The 21,117-nt window shown below is 63.6% G+C and carries 11 protein-coding genes; 3 read left to right on the top strand and 8 right to left on the bottom strand.

Annotation, left to right across the window (positions count from 1 at the left end; all coding sequences use genetic code 11):
- The first annotated feature begins 10 nt into the window (after nt 1–10).
- Nucleotides 11–8,938: a hemagglutinin repeat-containing protein gene (locus ACF8MI_RS08655; RefSeq protein WP_200928941.1), complete on the top strand. Its 8,928-nt coding sequence runs from the start codon at nt 11–13 to the stop codon at nt 8,936–8,938.
- Nucleotides 8,938–9,807: a PoNe immunity protein domain-containing protein gene (locus ACF8MI_RS08650; RefSeq protein ID WP_060499441.1), complete on the top strand. Its 870-nt coding sequence runs from the start codon at nt 8,938–8,940 to the stop codon at nt 9,805–9,807. The genes ACF8MI_RS08655 and ACF8MI_RS08650 overlap by 1 nt, the downstream gene beginning before the upstream one ends.
- 120 nt (nt 9,808–9,927) lie before the next feature.
- Here the strand turns inward: ACF8MI_RS08650 and ACF8MI_RS08645 are convergent, their stop codons facing one another.
- Nucleotides 9,928–10,914: a sensor domain-containing diguanylate cyclase gene (locus ACF8MI_RS08645; protein WP_060499440.1), complete on the bottom strand. Its 987-nt coding sequence runs from the start codon at nt 10,912–10,914 to the stop codon at nt 9,928–9,930.
- 140 nt (nt 10,915–11,054) lie between these two features.
- Nucleotides 11,055–12,239: a delta-9 fatty acid desaturase DesA gene (gene desA / locus ACF8MI_RS08640; protein ID WP_019096488.1), complete on the bottom strand. Its 1,185-nt coding sequence runs from the start codon at nt 12,237–12,239 to the stop codon at nt 11,055–11,057.
- A gap of 146 nt (nt 12,240–12,385) precedes the next feature.
- Here desA and dibA point away from each other — a divergent pair, with 146 nt between their 5' ends.
- On the top strand, nt 12,386–14,281 hold the full coding sequence (dibA, locus tag ACF8MI_RS08635; protein ID WP_186723152.1) for a phosphodiesterase DibA: 1,896 nt from the start codon (nt 12,386–12,388) through the stop codon (nt 14,279–14,281).
- A gap of 31 nt (nt 14,282–14,312) precedes the next feature.
- Here the strand turns inward: dibA and ACF8MI_RS08630 are convergent, their stop codons facing one another.
- The 6 genes from ACF8MI_RS08630 to ACF8MI_RS08605 form a co-directional block, all read right to left on the bottom strand.
- Nucleotides 14,313–14,957 carry a methionine ABC transporter permease gene (locus tag ACF8MI_RS08630; protein ID WP_186723151.1) on the bottom strand — a complete coding sequence of 215 codons (645 nt, stop codon included), beginning with the start codon at nt 14,955–14,957 and terminating at the stop codon, nt 14,313–14,315.
- Nucleotides 14,947–16,056 (bottom strand): methionine ABC transporter ATP-binding protein, encoded by a 1,110-nt coding sequence (locus ACF8MI_RS08625; RefSeq protein ID WP_186723150.1) that lies wholly within the window; start codon nt 16,054–16,056, stop codon nt 14,947–14,949. Before ACF8MI_RS08625 ends, ACF8MI_RS08630 begins: the two co-directional genes overlap by 11 nt.
- Before the next feature lies 1 nt (nt 16,057).
- Nucleotides 16,058–16,858 carry a MetQ/NlpA family ABC transporter substrate-binding protein gene (locus tag ACF8MI_RS08620; RefSeq protein WP_060499437.1) on the bottom strand — a complete coding sequence of 267 codons (801 nt, stop codon included), beginning with the start codon at nt 16,856–16,858 and terminating at the stop codon, nt 16,058–16,060.
- Nucleotides 16,851–18,242 (bottom strand): LLM class flavin-dependent oxidoreductase, encoded by a 1,392-nt coding sequence (locus tag ACF8MI_RS08615; protein ID WP_200928942.1) that lies wholly within the window; start codon nt 18,240–18,242, stop codon nt 16,851–16,853. Before ACF8MI_RS08615 ends, ACF8MI_RS08620 begins: the two co-directional genes overlap by 8 nt.
- On the bottom strand, nt 18,242–19,423 hold the full coding sequence (locus ACF8MI_RS08610) for an SfnB family sulfur acquisition oxidoreductase (RefSeq protein ID WP_104833629.1): 1,182 nt from the start codon (nt 19,421–19,423) through the stop codon (nt 18,242–18,244). The genes ACF8MI_RS08615 and ACF8MI_RS08610 overlap by 1 nt, the downstream gene beginning before the upstream one ends.
- A 141-nt stretch (nt 19,424–19,564) precedes the next feature.
- A complete protein-coding gene (locus tag ACF8MI_RS08605; RefSeq protein ID WP_060499434.1) occupies nt 19,565–20,806 on the bottom strand; it encodes an SfnB family sulfur acquisition oxidoreductase in 1,242 nt (413 codons plus the stop codon).
- Between the last annotated feature and the right edge of the window lie 311 nt (nt 20,807–21,117).

Genomic DNA, 21,117 nt, shown 5'->3' with positions numbered 1-21,117 from the left:
GGGAATTGCAATGAACAAGCACCTTTACCGGATCGTTTTCAACAAGGCGCGCGGCCTGCTCATGGTGGTGGCCGAAAATGTCAGCGCGCAGGGCAAGGCGCCGGGCAACACGCAGGCGCCAGGGCACGGTGCCGGGCAGTGCATCGCAACCTTGGGCCGCTTGCGCTTTGCCGTCATGGGCGCCCTGGGCCTGGTAAGCCTGAGTGCTGCGCCGGCCTGGGCTGCGGGCATTGTTGCCGATCCATCGGCTCCGGCCGGCCAGCGGCCGATGGTGATGGAAAGCGCCAACGGCACACCTTTGGTCAACATCCAGGCGCCCAGTGCAGCCGGTGTTTCGCACAACACCTACAACCAGTTCGATGTGGATGGCCGAGGTGCCATCCTCAATAACGCCGGGAGCAACAGCCAGACACAATTGGGCGGTTGGGTCGAAGGTAACCCGTACCTGGGCAATGGCAGCGCGCGCGTCATCCTCAACGAAGTCAACGCCAGCAACCCCAGCCAGTTGCGCGGTTATGTCGAAGTGGCCGGCAAGCGCGCCGAGGTGGTAATCGCCAACCCGGCCGGTATCACCTGCGACGGTTGCGGCTTCATCAACGCTGACCGCTCTACGCTGACCACCGGGCGTGTCCAACTGGAAAATGGCCAGATCACCGGCTACCGCGTTGAGGGCGGTACCTTGAGCATCACTGGCAAGGGCCTGGATGCCCGTGACAGCGACTACACCGACCTGATTGCACGCACCGTCGAGGTTAACGCCGGGGTGTGGGCCAGCGATCTGAAAGTCACCGCCGGGCGCAACCAGGTGAATGCAGCTAACACCCAGGCTACTGCGCTTGCAGACGACGGCAGCTCCAAGCCGGAAGTGGCAATTGATGTGGCAGCACTGGGTGGCATGTACGCCGGCAGGATCAAGCTGGTGGGCACCGAGGCCGGTGTAGGCGTGCGCAACGCCGGGCAAATCGGCGCCATGGCCGGTGACGTGGTGGTCAGCGCCGATGGTAAGCTGGTCAACCAGGGCGCGATCAGCAGTGCCAGTGCGTTGCAGGTAGCGGCTGCGGCTGTTGAAAACAGTGGCAGTGCGTATGCCAAAGGCTCGCTGGAGGTGACCAGCGCCGGTAGCGTGACAAACAGTGGCGTGCTGGCTGGCCAAGGCGATGTGAATATCCAGGCCGCCACGCTCAGCAACAGCAAGGCGTCCTTGCTGGCGGCTGGCGTCGATAGCGCGGGCAAGTCCAGTGACAATGCCCGCCTGCAAGCCCGTGCAGAACAGATCGCGGCCCATGGCCAGGTTCATGCCAGCGGCACGCTCGACCTGCAAGGCAAAAACATCGACCTGCACGGTAGCCAGACCCAGGCCGGCGACATGCGGCTCAATGCAACTCAAGGTGACCTGGACCTGGCCGACAGCCAGATCAACAGTGCAGGCACGCTCAATGCCAGCGCCAGTGGCACCTTGCGCAGCGACAGTGCCAAGGTCAACGTGGGTAACCTGCAACTGACGGCCAGGCACATTGCCAACGTCGGTGGCGAGTTGGTGCAGACAGGTCAGGGCGTTTCCAGCCTCCAGGCCGCAGGCACGCTGGACAACCACGGCGGGCGCATCGCCAGCAATGGTCAGGACCTCACCCTGCAAGCCAGCCGCCTGAACAACCAGCAAGGCAAGGTTGAACACGCTGGCAGCGGGCAATTGAAGGTGCGTGCCGATCAGCTCGACGGCAAGGCGGGCACCTTGGCCAGTAACGGCACCTTGCAGCTGACGGCCCAGGACGCCGTGCTCGCCGAGGGGCAGACCCAGGCCCGCAAGCTGGTGCTCGACACGCGTACCCTCGACACCCGCGATGGCACGGTCATCGCCACGCAGGGCGGTACCCTCGAAGTGCGCAGTGCCCAGCACCTGGACAACCGCGGTGGCACGCTTGCCGCCGGTGGCGCGGCCAGTTTCAACGTGGGTGAGTTGCTCAACGACGACGGCACCCTCAACGCTGGCGGCGCCTTGAACATCCAGGCCCAGCGCCTGAGCAACCTGGCCGGCACCGTGGCGGCCACCCAGGCCATGCAAGTGATGGCCGGCCAGCTGGACAACAGCGGCGGGGTACTCGGCTCGGTGAATGCCGGCTTGCAGCTCACGTTGGATAACAGGCTGCTCAACCTGGGCGGGCGTCTGGAAGCGACGGGTGACATTCAGCTGAGTGCAGCGGGTGTGGATAACCGTCAAGGTGTGGTCAGTGGTCGAAACCTGTTGCTCGACAGTCGCGGTCAAAGTGTCGATAACAGCGGTGGCACCCTCGCTGCTGCTGCCACGCTCGACTTGCGCAGTGGCGAGTTGCTCAATGCCGCAGGCCTGATCCAGGCCGGTGGCCGCCTGCTGGTCGACACCGGCGACAAGGCGTTGCGCAATAGCGATTCCGGCACCACCCAGGGCATCGTCGGCCAGGGTGAAGTGCAACTGCACAGCGCACAGTTGATCAACGACCAAGGTTTCATCGCCGGCAAGGGCGACCTATTGCTGGCTGCCGAAACCTTGGTGAACCACGGCCAGATCATCGGTGAAAGCACGGTGCGTCTGACCGGCGCCCAACTGGATAACCAGACGGGCGAAGTCCAGGCACGCGGTGCGCTGACCCTCGAACAGGCCAGCACGGTCGACAACCGCAACGGCCTGTTGCGCAGCGCCGGGCAGCTCACCTTGACCACGGCGCAGCTGGACAACAGCACGAGTGGGGGCCTGGACCATGGCATTGAAGGCCAGTCGCTGCTGCTGCGCGCCGACAGCCTGGACAACCGTTCGGGCGCACTGCGCGCCGACAGCGACATCGACCTGGGCCTGAGCAATGGCCTGAACAACGATGCAGGCCTGGTTTCGGCAGGCGGCAAGCTGTTGCTGGCCGACCGTGACAGCAACGGCACGCGCCTGCGCATCGACAATGGCAGCGGTACCCTGCTGGCCGGCAGCCTGCTGTCGATGAATGCCGCCTACTTCAGCGGCAGCGGCCAGGCCTTGAGCCTGGGCGACCTTATCCTGCGCCAGCAGGGCGACCTGACCACCCGCGGGCGCCTGCAGGCCAATGGCACGCTGGACATCGCCATTGGCGGCAGCCTGAGCAACAGCGGCCAGCTGTTGGCCGGCAAAACCCTCGCGCTCAGCAGCCAGGCGCTGGATAACCAGGCCAGCGGCGAGCTGTCTGCCACTGCAGTGAATGTGCGCGTCGGTGGCCAACTGACCAACCGGGGCCTGTTCGACGGCCAGCACGTACGGCTTCAGGCCCCTACCCTCGACAACCTTGGCACCGGGCGCATTTACGGCGACCAGTTGGCCATCTCTGCCAACGCGTTGAACAACCGTGACGAGCAGGGGCGTGCGGCGGTGATCGCTGCCCGCGAGCAACTGGACATCGGCGCCCAGTCCATCGACAACCGCGAAGACGCGCTGTTGTTCAGCGCCGGCGATCTGGCCATTGGTGGTGCACTCGATGCCGACGATCATGCCACCGGCAGTGCCGCAGCGTTGCGCAATGCCAGTGCCACTGTCGAGTCGCTGGGTGACCTGCGCCTGGCAGTGGCCGCATTGCGCAACACCAACGAACATTTCAGTACCGCCCAGGTGCAGGTCAGCAGCGAGCAATTGCGCGAGTATCAGATCAGCGGCTCGCCGAACCGCTACAGGCCGGACGAGGTCAGCGTCTACAACGACGAAGTCGACCACCTGCGCACACCGACGGGTACCCGCGACAATTTCAATCGGTACGACTACACCCGTACGGTGACCGAAACCCGTATTTTGACCTCGGCGCCAGGGCAGATCCTGGCCGGTGGTAACCTGACCTTCAGCGGCGATTCGGTTTACAACGACAAGAGCCGCATCCTCGCGGGAGGCCTGTTGCAGGCCGGGGCAGCCACGGTGACCAACACCGAGGTGGATGGCCAGCGCGTAACCACGGACGCCGGTACCGCCACCAATTTCTACCGTATCCAGCGCAAGGGGCGTGATCGCCAAGGCACCAGCGTCACCGCCTATCGCCCGGCACCGTTGATCCAGGACATCGAGCTCACCCCCACCGAGTATGGCGAGCACGCCACCATCAGTGGCAGCGGCACCCAGATCAACGGGCGCGAGCAACAAGCGGTGGGCCAGCAGGTCGCGGCAGTCGGGCAAGTGGACGCCCAGGTCAGCGAGCAGCACCAGGTGGGCGCCGTGGTAGAGGTGAAACTCGAGGACGGCCAGGGCGTGGCCAACCTGGTGCGCAGCGGCGCGCCGAGCCTGGCGCTGCCGAGCAACAGCCTGTTCCAGACCAACCCTGCAGGCACCCAGGGTTACCTGATCGAGTCGGACCCGCGCTTCACCAGCTACCGTCAGTGGCTGTCGTCGGACTACATGCTCGACCGCCTGCAGGTCGACCCGGCCACCACCCAGCTGCGCCTGGGCGATGGCTTCTACGAACAGAAGCTGATCCGCGAACAGATTGCCCAGCTCACCGGGCGCCGCTTCCTCGAGGGTTATGCCAGCGACGAAACCCAGTACCGGGCGCTGATCGATAATGCAGTAACCTTGGCCAACGACTGGAACCTGGTGCCGGGCGTGGCCCTGACTGCCGGGCAAATGGCCCAACTGACCAGCGATATCGTCTGGTTGGTGCAGCGCTCGGTAACCCTGGCCAACGGCGAGACACGCCAGGTGCTGGTGCCGCAGGTGTATGTGCGGGTACGTGAAGGCGACCTTACTGGCAATGGTGCCCTGATCGCCGGCCAGCAACTCAAGCTCGACCTCAGTGGCGACCTGCTCAACAGCGGCAGCCTGGGTGGGCGCAGCGTGATGGCGCTGACCGCGCAGAACATCGACAACCTCGGTGGGCGCATCCAGGCCAACAACGTGTCGTTGCAGACCCGCGACAACCTCAATAACCTCGGCGGCCTGATCGGTGCCACCGACAGCCTGGCCATCGAAGCCGGGCAGGATATCAATGTGCGTTCGCTGACCCGCGACAGCAGCAGCGAACAAGGCAGCCGCACCAACGTGTCGCGGGTCGCCGGGTTGTTTGTCAGCGGCGCCGAGGGCACGATGCGGGTGTCGGCCGGCAACGACCTGAACCTGGCTGCAGCACAGGTGGTCAACACCGGCGCAGGGGGCGTCACCCAGCTTGAAGCCGGGCGTGACGTCAACCTGACCACGCTTGGCGAAAGCCACCAGCAGTCGCTGGTGTGGAACTCCAGCAACTGGCGCAACGAGGCCAGCCGTGGTGAGGCGGGCAGTACGGTGCAGGCAACCGGCGACCTGCGGGTCCAGGCTGGGCAGGATATCGCGGCCCGCGGCGCTACCTTGAGCAGCGAGCAGGGCATGGTGCTGGCCGACGCCGGGCGCGACCTGACACTGGCCGCATCCGAGCAGTACCAGTTCGCCGATGAGGCCCACAAGTTCAAGGGTAGTAACGGGCTGTTCTCCAGCAAGACCACCACCCTGCGTGACACTGTGAGCCAGAGCCAGGCCAGCGGCAGCACGCTCAGTGCCGAGCAGGCTTACCTGCAGGCGGGCCGCGACATCAATGTGCGCGGCAGCGATGTGGTATCCACGAGCCAGACCGTGCTGGCGGCTGACCGCGATATCAATATCGAAGCCGCCAGCGAAAGCAGCAGCGAGCGCCATGACAAGGCCACCAAGAAAAGTGGCCTGTTCAGTGGTGGCGGTATCGCGGTCACGCTGGGCACCCAGGAACAGAGCGTCAAGGACCTCACCACCCGTGAGACCGCGCGTGCCAGCACCGTTGGCAGCACGGAGGGTGACATTCTGATCGACGCCGGCCGCCAGTACCGGCAGGTGGGCAGCGATGTGATGGCGCCCAAGGGCGATATCGACGTGCTGGCCCAGCAGATTGCAATCACCGAAGCCCGTGAAACCACCGACCGCACCCGTGAAACACGCTTCAAGCAGACCGGTTTCACCCTGACCATCACCAACCCGGTCATCAGTGCCATCCAGACCAGCCAGCAGATGCACGACGCCTCGAAGAAAACCGAGGATGGCCGCATGCAGGCGCTGGCGGCGGCGACCACGGCACTGGCGGTGAACAATGCCGCGACCGCCGTCGCGCAAGACCCGGGCATGGCCGGTGGCATCAACATCAGCCTGTCGCTGGGTACCAAACAGCAGCAGAGCACCACGGTGCAGCACAGCGATGCTGCTGCGGGCTCGACCATCGTCGCTGGCAACGACGTACGCCTGCACGCCAGCGGGGCGGGTAGCGACAGCGATATCACCGTGCAGGGCAGCGACATTCGTGCCGGCCGCGACGCCTCTCTGGTGGCCGATGGCGATATCAACCTGCTTGCCGCACGCAACACCAGCCAGCAGGACAGCGACAGCAAAGGCAGCAGTGCCAGCGTAGGCATAGGCTTTTCGCTGGGTGGCAGCCGCAACGGCTTTACCCTCGACCTTGGGGTAAGCGGCAACCGTGGCGAAGCCGACGGTGACACCCTGACCCACACCAACAGCCATGTGCAGGCCGGTAACACGGCCACTTTGATTTCCGGTGGCGACACCAACCTGCGCGGCGCGGTGATCAGCGGCCAGCAGGTGATCGCCGATGTGGGCGGTGACCTGAACATCGAAAGCCTGCAAGACACCGACGCCTTCAAGGTTGAAGAGAGCAGCATGGGCTTTGGCCTCAGCCTGTGCATCCCGCCGTTCTGCGCGGGCGTCAGCTCGGTGTCGGTGGACGGCGCCAGCGCCAACTTTGGCGGCACCAACATGGACTCGGACTACGCCAGCGTCACCGAGCAGTCCGGCTTCAAGGCCGGTGATGGCGGCTTCGATGTGCGTGTGGGCGGCAACACCGACTTGGTCGGCGCAGTCATTGCCAGCAGCGACAAGGCCGTGCAAGACGGCAACAACCGCCTGGTTACCGCCAGCCTGACCAGCAGCGACATCCGCAACAAGGCCGAATACGACGCCAGCACATTCAATATCGGAGGCGGCTGGAAGGCTGCGGGTAAAGACCAGGAAGGCCAGGTACAGACGGGCGGCAAGGTCAGCCCCGGCACCGAACTGCCAACCAACGAAGATGAACTGGGCGCCAGCCTGCCCATCGCGATCAGCGCCAGCGACAGTGCCAGCAGCGTGACCCGCAGCGGCATCAGCGGTGGCTCGATCCTGATCACCGACGAGGCCGCCCAGCGCGAGCGCACTGGCAAGGGCGCTGAACAGACGGTTGCCGAGCTGAACCGCGATGTGTCCAGCGATCGCGACAGCAGCAACGCGCTCAAGCCGATTTTCGATGAAGAGCAGATTCGTGCCGGGTTCGAGATCGTCAATGCCTTTGCCAACGAGGCCGGCACCCTGCTGGCGAACAAGGCCAAGGAAGTTGACGACAAACGCAAAGCCGCCGACGAGGCCGACGCCAAGGCGCGCTCCAGCACCGATGATGAGGTCGCGCAGGCCCTGCGTGACGAAGCCCAGAGGCTGCGCGGCCAGGCCGATGGCATTGCTGGCAACTGGGGCTCCGGTGGCACCTACCGGCAGATCACCACCGCCCTGGTGGCGGCTGCCAGCGGCAATATCAGCGCCGGCAACGGCGCCTTCCTGCAGAGCATGGTGGTCAACTACGTACAGCAGCAAGGCGCTGGCTATATCGGTGACCTGGTGGCCAACGGCACTTTGGTCGAAGGCTCGCCCCTGCATGCGGCCTTGCACGGCATCGTTGCCTGCGCCGGCGCGGCGGCCAGCAGCCAGAGCTGTGGCAGCGGCGCGGCTGGCGCGGCAGCGTCGAGCTTGCTGACCGGGTTGTTCTCCGAAGCCAGCCCGACCGAAAGCGAACGCCAACGTGAAGCCAAACGCAACCTGATCGTCAGCCTGGTCACCGGCCTTGCGGCCACCACCGGTCTGGATGCCGCGACTGCGACGGGTGCGGCTTCGGGGGCGGTGGATAACAACTGGCTGGCGACACAGCAGCTGGTGCAGGCGAAGAAAGAAGTTGATGAGGCGGACGGTTTGTTGGCCAAGATGCAGGTCGCGGCCAAGTGGGGCTTCATCAGCAAGAAGCAGGACTTGTTGACCCAGACGGGCATTGGCGTTGGCTTGGTCGAGGCTGGTTTCAGCGATATCCAGGGGATAGCGCAGTTGCTCGCCCACCCTATCGATAGCCTCAATGGCATGAAGGCCTTGGTCACCGATCGCACAGCCCGTGAGGCATTCGGTGATCAGGTGGTCAATGAACTGAGCGACAAGATCGACCGCATGAAACTGGCCCTTGAGCAGGGCGGGGACGACCAGGCCTTGCAGCTCGGACGTGACCTGGGTGAGCTGGTCTGGCAGGTGGGCAGCATCGCTACGGGGGCGGGTGGTATCGCCAAGGGCGGCGTGAAGTTGGCCACGGTCGGCATCAAGCTGAGCACCAGTAGCCTGGAAAGCATGGCGGGTATGGGGCGTTTCGAAAAGCTCTTGGCCAAAGGGGGGCAATTCAACCCCAACGGCACGCCGATCATGGACTTCCGAGCGTTGAGCAATGCACAGAAAAGTATCGTTGGCGACCTGATGGGCGGCGAGCGCATTCAGCAGATCGTGCCCGGCGCGCAAAAAATTGGTCGGGCGCCTGACATCGGCCAGACAGGCATCGATGACTTGTACAAAGTCAACAAGCCTGATGTGGACTATCTGATTGTTGAGTACAAGTTTGGCTCTTCAACGCTCAAGCAGACCAAGGATGGTATGCAGATGAGCGATAGTTGGTTGACAGGGGCGAACACTAACTACAATCGCGTTCTGGAGTCGGTAAGCGGTGATGCGCGCGAAGCGAGAAATATCCGGCAAGCGCTGGCTGCCGGGCGCGTTGAGAAGTGGTTGGTTCATACCGACCCGTTTGGCAATGTGACCGTCGGGGTGTTGGACAAGGCGGGCAAGTACGTGGCCGACCCGACGGCTACCTCCAAGTTACTGGGGATCAAGTGATGAAAATGCGTGCACCTCTTGGCGATCCTGCCTACTGGGCGGAGTGGGTCGCTTTCGGTGAGGAATCCATCGCCCTTGGCTGGGAAACAGCCAGCAAACCTTTCGGCGACCCATCCTATGCACCGCAATATCTGTTCGAATTGGCGCAGGATCATTGGCATCAGATGTTGCGTCGCTATTCGGCGGGTCTGCCTACCCCGTCGCTGGCAAGCTACTTTCCTGGGCTGCTCGATGCCTGGGAGCGCTCTCAGGCATTAGGTGCGCAGCAGTGGACCGAAGATCAGGTATACACCCGTAATGCTTGGCGAGTTAACTATGACCATTACATTACCTGCTTCTGGGTGGTGGCGTTGGCGCTGGTATTGGAAATTCCCGACGAGCAGTGGCAGCGGTTGATCCGGTTGGTGGGCAACGAAGGTGAAGATAGTCTGCTGGATCGCGTAATAGCGACCCGTTCGCCACAGCGGTGTATTGGCGGCGAGTTGCTATACCCTAAACCCTACGGGCGGTTGCAAACTGCGATCGATGCCGAGCGCCCCCAGCAAGCCAGTCTGCTGCGTGATTTTGTTGACCATTGGTATCTCGAGCTCGGCAATGGTGCGCGGTCTGGCAAGTACAAACAGGCTGCAGCGTTCAAGCACCCCTACTGGTATCGCTATGGCGATGAGAACTTTGCTGGCGGTGCGTATTTTGGTCGCTGGTGCGTCGAGGCTGCGGTCGCGGTCAAGGTATTTGGACTGGATGATCAGCTTTGTCTCGGCCATGAGCATTATCCACAGGCGCTTTTGCATGAGCAGGCAGATTTGCCATCTCCACCAGTAACCGAGCGCGAAAAACGTGGGTTCTGGGCCAGATTGCTAGGCAAGTGACTGGAACCCCTGATGACTTGAGATTAGGCAGGCGCTTGGATTGCCTTCACTTGTCATCAGGCACCCGTTGATCGGCGCTGCAACGACCGGTTCGGGATGACTCGCATGCCTGCGCTGCGGTCAGCCGCAGACTATCTGGTTCTTGCCCTGCCGTTTAGCCTGGTACATTGCCGCGTCGGCCCGTGCGTACAGGCTGTCCAGTGTCATATCTTCATCCGTCAGCTCGGTCAGCCCTTGGCTCACCGTCACGCTGTACGTCTGCTCCTCATGATTGAAGCTCAAACGCTGGATCGCCCGCTGCAAACGCTCGGCAATCTGCTCCGCCGCCTGGGCATTGCAACCCGGGAACACCGCCGCAAATTCCTCACCACCAATGCGTCCGAACAAGTCGCCACGGCGTAGCACGGCCTTGCCGCTGTCGGCGATGCGTTGCAGCACCTGGTCGCCTTCCTGGTGGCCGTAGCTGTCGTTGATGCGCTTGAAATCATCGATATCCAGCAGCAGGAAGGCCAGCGGCGTACCGGCTTCGCGGGCGCTGTCGAAGGCTTGCTGGGCGCACTCGAAAAAGTGCCTGCGGTTGCTGCTCTGGGTCAGCACGTCAGTGGTGGCCAGGCGTTGCAACTCGCCTTCAAGCTGCTTCTTTTCGGTGATGTCTTCGGCGATGCCGACAATGATCACCCGGTCGCCGTCGTGCTGCTGGTTGATGTAGCACTTGTCGCTCAGCCAACGCAGCTGGCCGTCGGCATTGAGAATGCGGTATTCGCGGTCCTCCACCGAGCCCTTGAGCAGCACCTGGGCCAGGCTGCGCTCGGCGTACTCCAGGTCGTCGGGGTAGATGCTGTCGCGCCATTCGTTGTAGTCGGCCAGCACCAGGCTGACCGGGCGGCCGAAGATTCGCTCGTAGGCGGGACTTACGTACAGCACCTGGCGGGCTTCCCAGTCGAAGGCCCAGAGCACCGCATTGACGCTGTCGAGCAGTGAACTGAACAGTTGCTCGCGTTCGCTCAGGCGGGCGACTTCGCCTTGGGCGTGGAGCAAGGCCAGCAGGGTCTGGGCGGCTTCAGGAGGCGGGGTACCGGGCAGGATCGTGGGAATGTTCTTGGCCATGTGCACGAATCAGGTCTCGACTTGAAAGCGTGCGGCCAGCATCCTGCCCGCCACGCGGGCGATGTGCGGGTTGGAGTGGTGGCGAGGGGGCGAAGTTCCGAACGGCATGCCCCGAAAGGGGGCATGCCGACTAACGGCGGTCAGGCGCCGGAGGGGCGTAGGGAATAGGTTTTCAGCTGCGCTGCGAAGTCGCGCAGGGCATGAATGCCGCTGGTTTCGGCCTCGTGTACCCAGTCCTTCATGGCCGCTAGCATGTCGTGTCCGTTGGCGCTGGTACGCGCCCAGATCTGCTGCAGGGCCAGGCGTTTTTCGTAAATGGTCTTCAACGCCTGGCTGTGCGCAAGCATGGACTCGATGCGCATGTGGTGGCGGTCTTCCAGCAGGCTGGTTTCACGCGAGAGCAGGCGCTTGGCGCGGCGGAAGTGGTGACTCACCGAGGCGTCTACTCGGGCCAGCTCCTGCTTGACCAGCGGGCCGATCACCAGCTTGCGGTACTGCGCCATGATCTGGAAGCGGTTGTTGAGGATGGCCATGGCGGTGTCCATGTCCAGGCTGGCCTTGCCCGCCACCCGGTGAGCGATCGGCGCCACACGCTGCACCTTGGCCAGGCGCAACAGGCAGAACAGGCGTATCCAGGCCCAGCCCATGTCGAACTCCCAGCGCTTGACCGACAGCTTGGCCGAGTTGGGGTAGGTGTGGTGGTTGTTGTGCAGTTCTTCACCCCCGATAACGATGCCCCACGGCACCAGGTTGGTGGCTGCATCGCGGCATTCGAAGTTGCGATAGCCCAGTGCGTGGCCCAGGCCGTTGACCACGCCGGCTGCCCAGAACGGAATCCACATCATCTGCACGGCCCAGATGGTGATACCGATGGTGCCGAACAGCAGCAGGTCGATGACGGCCATCAATGCAATACCGCCCAGCTTGTAGCGCGAATAGAGGTTGCGCTCGATCCAGTCCTCCGGGCAGTTCTTGCCATAAATGCGCAGGGTTTCGGGGTTGCGCGCCTCTTCCCGGTACAGCTCGGCGCCCTTGCGCAACACCGTGCTCAGGCCCTTGTGCACCGGGCTGTGCGGGTCGTCGGGGGTTTCGCATTTGGCGTGGTGTTTGCGATGGACGGCGGTCCACTCGCGTGTGTTCTGCGCCGTGGTCAGCCACAGCCAGAAGCGGAAGAAGTGCTTGAGCGCGCCGTTGAGCTCCAGGGCCCGGTGCGCGGAGTAGCGATGCAGGTAGACCGTGACGCTGACGATGGTCACATGGGTCATCAACAGAGTGATGCCGACCAGTTGCCAGGCCGACAAGTCGAGCAGGCCGTTGTACCACATAGGTGTAAAAACCCTCGGAATGCAGGAGGAGGGGCTGATTATCCCCCGGGAGGGAAATAAAACCAGTCACCTGTTCAGATAGGAGGTCACGACATGTTTCAGCCTTTATAATGCCCCATTATTTCTGATGGGCTATTCCACCCGACATGTCTGTTTCCGTTCGCGACGCCTTGCGCATGGCTGCGCTGTATGTGGTGCTCTCGATCCTCTGGCTGGTGCTGGCCGAGGTGGTGCTGCACGGCATGACTGACGATCCCCTCGCAGTGACCGTGGGGCGGCAGATCAATGTGGTGCTGTGGGTGCTGTTCAGTGCCTTGCTGATTTACGTGTCGCGGGTGCGCCTGCTCAATTTCATCGGCCGTGGTGCCCGCTTGCGTTGCGAAGACCGTGAGCGGCTGCGCATGGCGGCTGCGGTGTTCGACAGCACACTCGAAGGGGTGTTGGTCACCGACCGCCAGGGCCTGATCGTGCACGTCAACCGCGCGTTCATGCGCATCACCGGCTACCAGCAGGATGAGGTCATCGGGCAGCGCCCGAACAAGTTCAAGTCAGGCCGCCATGGGGTGCCGTTCTACGAGCAGATCTTCGCCACGCTGGCCGATAAGGGCGAGTGGAGCGGGGAAATCTGGAACCGGCGCAAAAGCGGCGAAATCTACCCGCAATGGCAGACCATTTGCGCCATTCACGACGACGATGGTGAACTGAGCCATTATGTGGCGGTATTCAGTGATATCAGTGCAATCAAGCATTCGGAGCAGGAACTGGCCTACCTGGCCCACCACGACCCGCTGACCGGCCTGCCCAACCGGCTGCTGTTCACCGACCGCGTCGAGCAGGCTTTGGCGTCGGCCCAGGCCAACAAGCGCGGTTGTGCCCTGTTGTTGCTGGACCTGGACCACTTTCAGAGCATCAACGACGGCCTGGGCCACACCATCGGTGACCAGTTGCTGAAGCTGGTGGGCGAGCGCCTGGGTGAGGTACTGGGTGCAGGCGTGACCTTGGCGCGCCTGGGCGGCGACGAATTTGGCGTGCTGGCGGAGAACTGTCAGCAGGTCGGCCAGGCGGGCAAGCTGGCGCAGTGCATCATCGAGCGTATGCGCGAGCCGTTCCAGTTCGATGGCCATCGCCTGTTCATCAGTGTCAGTGCGGGCATCAGCCTGTTCCCCAGCGATGCGTTGAGTGCCGAACAACTGCTGCGCAATGCCGATTCGGCGCTGTTCAAAGCCAAGAGCAACGGGCGGGCGTGCTATGCGCTGTATACCGAAGAGCTGACCGCCCATGCCCAGCACCGGGTAGAGACCGCCGGTGAGCTGCGCCGGGCCCTGGAGCAGGATGAGCTGCGGGTGTACTTCCAGCCGGTACATGACCTGGCTTCTGGCCGACAAGTCGGGGTCGAAGCGCTGGTGCGCTGGCAGCACCCCCAGCGCGGCCTGGTGCCGCCGGGCGAGTTCATCCCGATTGCCGAGCGCACGGGGCTGATTGCCGAGATCGACACCTGGGTGCTGCGCCAGGCCTGCCAGCAAATGGTGCAATGGCAGGCCGAAGGCCGGCAGCTGGCGTTCGTGGCGGTAAACATCTCCAGCCGCCTGTTTGGCCAGCACGAGTTGTACCGGCAGGTGGCCGAAGTGCTGCACGAGACGGGCCTGGCCCCGGCCCTGCTGGAGCTCGAAGTAACCGAAAGCGCGGTGATGGAAGACCCGGAAGTGGCACTGGAGCAGTTGCACCGGTTGCGTGAGCTGGGGGTGACCTTGGCCATCGATGACTTTGGCACCGGGTATTCATCGCTGCTGCGGCTCAAGCGTTTGCCGGTGCAGAAGCTGAAAATCGACCAGGGCTTCGTGGCCGGTTTGCCGCATGATGAAGACGACATCGCGATCGTGCGGGTGATCATCGCCCTGGCCCACAGCATGGGTATGCAGGTGCATGCCGAGGGCATCGAGCAGGCAGAGCAGGCCAGCTTCCTGTTGCAGGAGCAGTGTCAGCTGGGGCAGGGCTATTGGTTCGGGCGGCCGGTGCCGGCTGGGGATCTTCGCTGGGATTGAAGGCCTCTTCGCGGGTTTACCCGCGAAGGATTCAACGCTTGTTCAAGCCTTTCGCCAAGCAGTCCCCGCCCAGCTGGATCAACGCCACCAACGCCACCAGCATGGCGATCACGGTCAGCATGATCTGGCTGTCGAAGCGCTGGTAGCCATACCGATAGGCAATATCCCCCAACCCCCCCGCACCAATCGCGCCGGCCATGGCCGAAGAGTTGATCAGGGTTACCAGGGTAATGGTGAAGCCACCGACAATACCGGGCAGCGCCTCAGGCAAGAGCACATGCCAGACGATGTGCCAGCGTCGGCAGCCCATGGCCTGCGCAGCTTCCACCAGGCCATGGTCCACTTCGCGCAGGCTGACCTCGGCAATCCGCGCGAAGAACGGTGTGGCGGCAATGGTCAGCGGCACCACCGCCGCCCATACGCCGTAAGTAGTGCCTACCACCAGGCGGGTAAAGGGGATCAGCGCGACCATCAGGATCAGGAACGGGATCGAGCGGAACAGGTTGACGAAGGCGCCCAGCACGCGATTAAGCAGCGGTGCTTCGAAGATGCCACCCTTGTCACTGGTGACCAGCAGCACCGCCATCGGCACCCCTACCAACAGGGCGATCAGCGATGACACGCCGACCATCAGCAGGGTATCGAGCAAACCTTCCAGCAGGCGATCAAACCACATGGCCCAGTACCTCCACGTCCTCGGCCCAGCGGCGGGCGCGCTCCAGTAATTGATGCGTGTCATGCGGCGAGTGCCGCACCGACAGGATCAGCTGGCCCAAGGCATGTTCGCCAATGGTCTCCACGCCGCCCTGCAGCAGGCGCACACGCCCGCCCAGTTCGTTGAACAGGGCAGACAGTTCAGGCTCGTCCAGCACCGTCAGTTTCAACACCACGGCGCTGTCGCGGCTCGCCGGGCTGGCTTGCAGGCTGGCTTGGAGCGCGGCAGGCAGCCTGGCCTGCAGTGGCGCAAGCAAGGTGCGGGTGACCTCGTGGCGAGGCGAACCGAACACCCGCCAGACTTCGCCCTGTTCGACCACTTCACCACGTTCGAGCACCACCACCCGGTGGCAGATATCGCGGATCACGGCCATTTCGTGGGTGATCAGCACAATGGTCAGCCCCAGGCGCTGGTTGATGTCGCGCAGCAGCTCAAGGATCGAGGCCGTGGTTTCCGGGTCCAGCGCGGAGGTGGCTTCGTCGCACAGCAGAATTTCGGGGTCGTGTACCAGCGCCCGGGCAATACCGACGCGCTGCTTTTGCCCGCCGGACAGCTGCGCCGGGTAGACGTGGTGTTTTTCCTGCAGGCCAACCAGCTCCAGCAGTTCACGCACCTTGCGCTGGCGCTCGGCCTTGGCCACGCCGGCCACTTTCAATGGCAACTCGACGTTCTGCCACACGGTTTTGGCCGACATCAGGTTGAAGTGCTGGAAGATCATGCCTATGCGCCGACGCAGCGCCACCAGGTGGTCTTCGTCGAAGGGGGCAATGTCCACCTGATCAATCAGCACCCGGCCCTGGCTGGGTTGCTCCAGCCGGTTGATGGTGCGCAACAGCGATGACTTGCCGGCCCCGCTGCGGCCGATGATGCCGAAGATCTCGCCATGGCGGATGTTCAGGTCGATGCCTTGCAAGGCCGGTTGTGCCTGGCCAGGGTAGGTCTTGCCCAGGCCGATGAAGCGCACATGGGCTTCATTGACCTCCGGGCGCAGGGCCTGTTCCTTGACCGTTGGCGGCAATGGTTGGGGGGTAGGCGCCCTGAGCGCGCTGGCCTGGCTCATGTCAGCCTTCCCAGCCGGCTTGGTAGAGCTTGCCGTGGGCTTTGTCCAGCGCTGCACGCACGGCTGGCGAGTGCTGGTAGATGTCAACAAACTTGGCCAGGCGCGGGTCGTCCTTGCTCTGTGGGCGAATGACGAACTGGATCACGTATTCCTTGTTTTCCAGGCCGTCGAACAGCAATGCCGAGGTGGCATCGAAGGTGTTGGCCAAGCGGATGTAGGCCGGGTAACCCTGCACCAGGTCGGCGTCATCGTAAGCGCGGACCAGCTGAACCGCCTCGACCTGAAGGATTTTCAGCTTTTTCGGGTTGGCGACGATGTCGTCCTCGGTGGCCTTGTAACCAACGCCTGGCTTCAGGCTGATCAACCCGGCCTTGGCCAGCAGTTGCAGGCCCCGGCCGCTGTTGATCGGGTCGTTGGCAATGGCCACGCTGGCGCCTTCAGGCAGCTCGGCAAAGCTTTTGTACGCTTTCGAGTACAGGCCAACGTTGTTGATGATGCCCGGTGCGTAAGGCACCAGGTTGAAGCCGGCAGCTGCCTTGGCGTTTTCCAGGAACGGGATGTGCTGGAAGTAGTTCACGTCGATGTCGCCGCTGTTGAGGCTGACGTTGGGTGCGATCCAGTCGCTGAACTCGATGAGCTTCACTTCCAGGCCTTGCTTGTGCGCTTCTTCCACGGCGGCTTCCAGCGGGATCGCAAAGGCCGAGGTGGTGCCGATCTTCAGTGGGTCGGCTGCCAGGGCGTGGGCGGACAGGCCAAGGGTGAGGGCAATGGCCGCGACGGGCCGGAACAGTTTCTCAAGCATGGTGCGGGACTCCAGTCGAGGCAGGGGAAGGGACAAAGCGATAGGCCAAACCAGGGTGGTCGGCGGGCAAGTGCGGGTGGTCGGCCTGGAACAGCTTCTCGCGCAGGGTGCCTTCGGCGTAGGCCGTCTTGTAGCGGCCACGCTGCTGCAGTTGCGGGATGACCAGGTCGATGAAGTCTTCGAAGCTTTCCGGGGTGACGGTGCGGGTCAGGTTGAAACCGTCCAGGCCGGTTTCATCAATCCACGCGATCAACTGCTCGGCCACCTGGTCAGGTGAGCCGACCAAGGTTACGTAGCGGCCACCGAGGGCGTGCTGCTCAATCAGACGTCGGCGGGTCCAGGCGTTGTCTTGTAACTGGCGCGTGGCGGACTGAATGGCGTTGCCCTGGCTGAAGCCGATTGGCTCGTCCAGTTCATACGCCGCAAAGTCGATGCCGGTGGATGCCGCGAAGTGCGCGACGCCGGCTTCAGGGCTTGCATGGCGCAAGTACTCGGCATGCTTGGCCTGGGCCTCTTGCTCGGTGGCTGCCACGATCACCGTGATACCCATGAACACCTTGATTGCCTGCGGGTCGCGGCCGGCGGCCTGTGCAGCGGCGCGCACCTTGTCGACCTGGGCGCGGGTGGCGGCTTTGTCCTGGCCACTGATGAACACGCATTCGGCATGGTTGCCGGCAAAGGCCAGGCCGCGCTGCGAGCTGCCGGCCTGGAACAGCACCGGCGTGCGCTGTGGCGAGGGTTCGCTCAGGTGATAGCCCTCGACGTTGTAGAACTCGCCGTGGTGGCTGACTTTGCGCACCTTGTCGGGTTGGGCGTACACGCGCTGCTGGCGGTCGGCGACTACGGCATCGTCTGCCCAGCTGCCTTCCAGCAGCTTGTACAGCACCTGCAGGTATTCGTCGGCCTGGTCGTAGCGGCGGTCATGCTCCGGTTGTTGCGCCAGGCCCATGGCCCGGGCGGCGCTGTCGAGGTAGCCGGTGACGATGTTCCAGCCCACCCGGCCATTGCTCAGGTGGTCGAGGGTGGAAAGGCGCCGGGCGAACAGGTACGGCGCCTCGTAGGTGAGGTTAGCGGTAAGGCCGAAACCCAGGTGGCGGGTAACTGCAGCCATGGCCGAAACCAGCAGCAGCGGGTCGTTGACCGGCAGCTGGATCGACTCCTTGAGGGTGACGTCCAGCGACTGACCGTAGATGTCGTAGGTGCCCACGATGTCGGCAATGAACAGCCCATCGAACAGGCCGCGTTCCAGCAGGCGTGCCAGGTTGGTCCAGTAGTCCAGGGTCTTGTACTGGGTCGAAGTGTCCCGTGGGTGGGTCCACAACCCATGGTTGATGTGCCCGATGCAGTTCATGTTGAAGGCATTGAGCAGGAGCTGCTTGGCCATCAGATGGTCCCCCGGCGTGGCGGGTTGGCATCGTTGAGGTAGTAGTTGCCGATGGCGTGGTACTTCCAGCGCACCGGGTCGTGCAGGGTGTGCACGCGGGCGTTGCGCCAGTGGCGGTCGAGGTTGTGTTCGGCCAGGGTGGCCTGGCTGCCGCCCAGCTCGAACAGGGCGGTACCGGCGGCAAGGGAAATCTCGGTGCTGATGGCCCGTGCTTCGGCCACGGCGATGGAGGCGGCGGCCACATTGTCGGCGGTGCTGTCGTCGCGGGCGCGGTCGAGGTATTCACCGGCGCGTTCCAGCAGGGCCTCGGCGGCGTGCAGGCGGATTGCCAGGTGACCGAAGCTTTTGAGGGTCAGCGGGTCGTCCGTGGCTTTGTCCAGGCCGGAGTCGACCCACGGGCGGCTGCGGGTGCGCACGAAGTGCAGGGCATCTTCGTACGCGGCACGGGCGATGCCGGTGTCGATGGCGGCATGAAGGATCTGCGCCAGCGGGCCGACCGGGGTAGGGCGCTCGAAGGCGCTCTGGAACGGCACGACGTCGGCAGCGCTGACGTACACGTTGTCGAACACCACCGAGCCACTGCCGGTGGTGCGCTGGCCGAAACCGCTCCAGTCGTCGATCACTTGCAGGCCCTGGCTGTCGGCCGGGACAAAGGCCAGCTGCTGCACGCCCTGTTCATCAATGACCGAGGTGGGAATACGCTGGGCGTAGATCGCGCCCGTAGAGTAGAACTTGCGGCCATTGATGCGGAAACCGTCACCATCACGGCTCAGGCGAGTAGTGCGCTCGTTGGCGGTCTTGGTGCCCAGTTCGGCCAGGGCGTTGCCGAAACGCTTGCCTGCCAGCACTTCGGCGTACAGGCGCTGCTGCTGCTCGGGAGTGCCATTTACCCGCAGCACTTCCAGGCCGTAGAAGTGGTTTTGCGGGATCTGCCCGAGCGAGCCGTCGGCCTGGGCGATACGGGCAATGATCTTGGCCAGGGTGACGTTGGACACGCCAGCGCCGCCGAAGGCCTTGGGTACGCTGATGGCCCACAGGCCGGAGCGGGTAAACAGCTCCAGTTCGGCGTGGGGCAGGCGGCGCTCGCGGTCGCGCAGGGCGCTGTCGCGGCGCAGTTGCTGGGCGATGTCTTCGGCGACATTCAGGGCTTCGGTATCGCTGGTGATGATATTTGTAGTCATGGTGTTCTCCGGGGGCCGCTGCGCGGCCCTTCGCGGGCTTGCCCGCTCCCACAGGTAAAGTGATGCCTGTTCAGGCAGTGGTAATCCTGTGGGAGCGGGCAAGCCCGCGAAGGGCTGCGCAGCAGCCCCAAAGGCAGCAAATCAGATCCAGGAATGCCGCGCAGGCAGGGTGCCGTTGAGGTGGTAAGCGCCCACCGCGTGGTACTTCCAGCGCACCGGGTCATGCAGGGTGTGCACCCGGGCATTGCGCCAGTGGCGGTCGAGGTTGAACTCGGCAAGGGTGGCGCGGCTGCCAGCCAGCTCGAACAGCTTCTCGCTGGCTTGCAGGGAAATCTCGGTGGTCAGCACCTTGGCCTCGGCCACGGCAATCGAGGCTCGCGCCGCACTGGCTGCGTCGATTGGCGCGGCATTGACTTCGTCCAGTACCCGCGCAGCCTTGCGCAGCAGCGCTTCGGCGGCGTGTAGCTCAAGCTTCAGGCGCCCGATGTCGGCGATGACATACGGGTCGTCGCTGGCGCGGTCCACGTTGGCTTCGATCCACGGGCGAGACTTTTCGCGCACGAAGGTGATCGCATCATCAATTGCTGCTTCGGCTATGCCGGCATCAATTGCCGCCTGGATCAGCTGTGAAGCCGCACCCTGGATGTTGGGGATATCACGCTGGCGCCAGTTGTCGATCACCAGCTCCGCGTCGACCGGCACCTGGTCCAGCAGCACGGTGCCGCTGGCAGTGGTGCGTTGGCCGAACCCGGACCAGTCATCGACGATGCGCAGCCCCGGGCTGCCACGGCGCACGAACGCCAGGCGCTGACGGCCTTCGTCGTCCAGTGCCTTGACGGCCACCCAGTGGGCGAACAGGGCGCCGGTGGAATAGAACTTCTCGCCGCTGATGCGATAGCTGTCACCAGTGCGAGTGATTCGGGCCTTGAGGGTGAGGGTGTCTTTGGTGCCGCGCTCGGGGCCGGCATTGCCGATGCGCCAACCGTCGAGCACGCTGCGGAAGATCAGCGCCTGTTGCGCCTCGGTGGCTGTCAGGCGAATCAGTTGCAGCATGCCGAACTGGTTCTGCGGGATCTGCCCCAGGGCCGGGTCGGCGGTGCTGATCAGGCGGAACACTTCGGCAACGGTTTCGAACGACACGTCGGGGCCGCCGTGGGCCTTGGGTACGCTGATGCTGCCCAGGCCGCTGCGGGTGAACAGTTCGATCTCGGCCCAAGGCAGTTTGCGTTGCTGGTCGCGGCGTGCGGCCTGCTCGCGGGCGACCTCAGCCAGTTCGCGGGCCGCTTGCAAGGCTTCGGCGTCGTTGCGCAGCACCTTGGCCGGCAGCAGCAGGGGCGAGCTGTCGAGATCGCTGTTGAATTGGGTGTTTGGCTGGCTGGACATCAGTACCGCTCCTTGGCTGCACTCAATGCCCTGGCGTTACGCACTGGGGTGATTGTGATCCTGACCATTCCTGACCTCACAAAAAAGTTGTGCCGCTACAGCTGATCGCGACAGATATGTGCTGGTCCGGTGGTCCGGTTTATATACCCTAATGCTTTATAAAAAGTTTATGAACTAACTATTTGGAATATCTATAGAAGAGGGATTTGCTGGGGATGTACCGGCCCTTTCGCGGGCAAGCCCGCTCCCACAGGATCCCCACCAGCCTTGGAAGCGCTGAGGTTCGTGTGGGAGCGGGCTTGCCCGCGAAG

This window comes from Pseudomonas sp. yb_9 (assembly GCF_043103635.1).
Lineage (GTDB): Bacteria > Pseudomonadota > Gammaproteobacteria > Pseudomonadales > Pseudomonadaceae > Aquipseudomonas > Aquipseudomonas monteilii.
This window is presented reverse-complemented; position numbering and strand designations above follow the sequence as displayed.

Excerpts from the sequence above, each read along its gene's own strand:
- ACF8MI_RS08610 (WP_104833629.1), bottom strand. The coding sequence starts at position 19,423 with ATGACTACAAATATCATCACCAGCGATACCGAAGCCCTGAATGTCGCC.
- ACF8MI_RS08645 (WP_060499440.1), bottom strand. The coding sequence starts at position 10,914 with ATGGCCAAGAACATTCCCACGATCCTGCCCGGTACCCCGCCTCCTGAA.
- ACF8MI_RS08605 (WP_060499434.1), bottom strand. The coding sequence starts at position 20,806 with ATGTCCAGCCAGCCAAACACCCAATTCAACAGCGATCTCGACAGCTCG.
- ACF8MI_RS08630 (WP_186723151.1), bottom strand. The coding sequence starts at position 14,957 with ATGTGGTTTGATCGCCTGCTGGAAGGTTTGCTCGATACCCTGCTGATG.
- ACF8MI_RS08615 (WP_200928942.1), bottom strand. The coding sequence starts at position 18,242 with ATGGCCAAGCAGCTCCTGCTCAATGCCTTCAACATGAACTGCATCGGG.
- ACF8MI_RS08620 (WP_060499437.1), bottom strand. The coding sequence starts at position 16,858 with ATGCTTGAGAAACTGTTCCGGCCCGTCGCGGCCATTGCCCTCACCCTT.
- ACF8MI_RS08655 (WP_200928941.1), top strand. The coding sequence starts at position 11 with ATGAACAAGCACCTTTACCGGATCGTTTTCAACAAGGCGCGCGGCCTG.
- dibA (WP_186723152.1), top strand. The coding sequence starts at position 12,386 with ATGTCTGTTTCCGTTCGCGACGCCTTGCGCATGGCTGCGCTGTATGTG.
- ACF8MI_RS08650 (WP_060499441.1), top strand. The coding sequence starts at position 8,938 with ATGAAAATGCGTGCACCTCTTGGCGATCCTGCCTACTGGGCGGAGTGG.
- desA (WP_019096488.1), bottom strand. The coding sequence starts at position 12,239 with ATGTGGTACAACGGCCTGCTCGACTTGTCGGCCTGGCAACTGGTCGGC.
- ACF8MI_RS08625 (WP_186723150.1), bottom strand. The coding sequence starts at position 16,056 with ATGAGCCAGGCCAGCGCGCTCAGGGCGCCTACCCCCCAACCATTGCCG.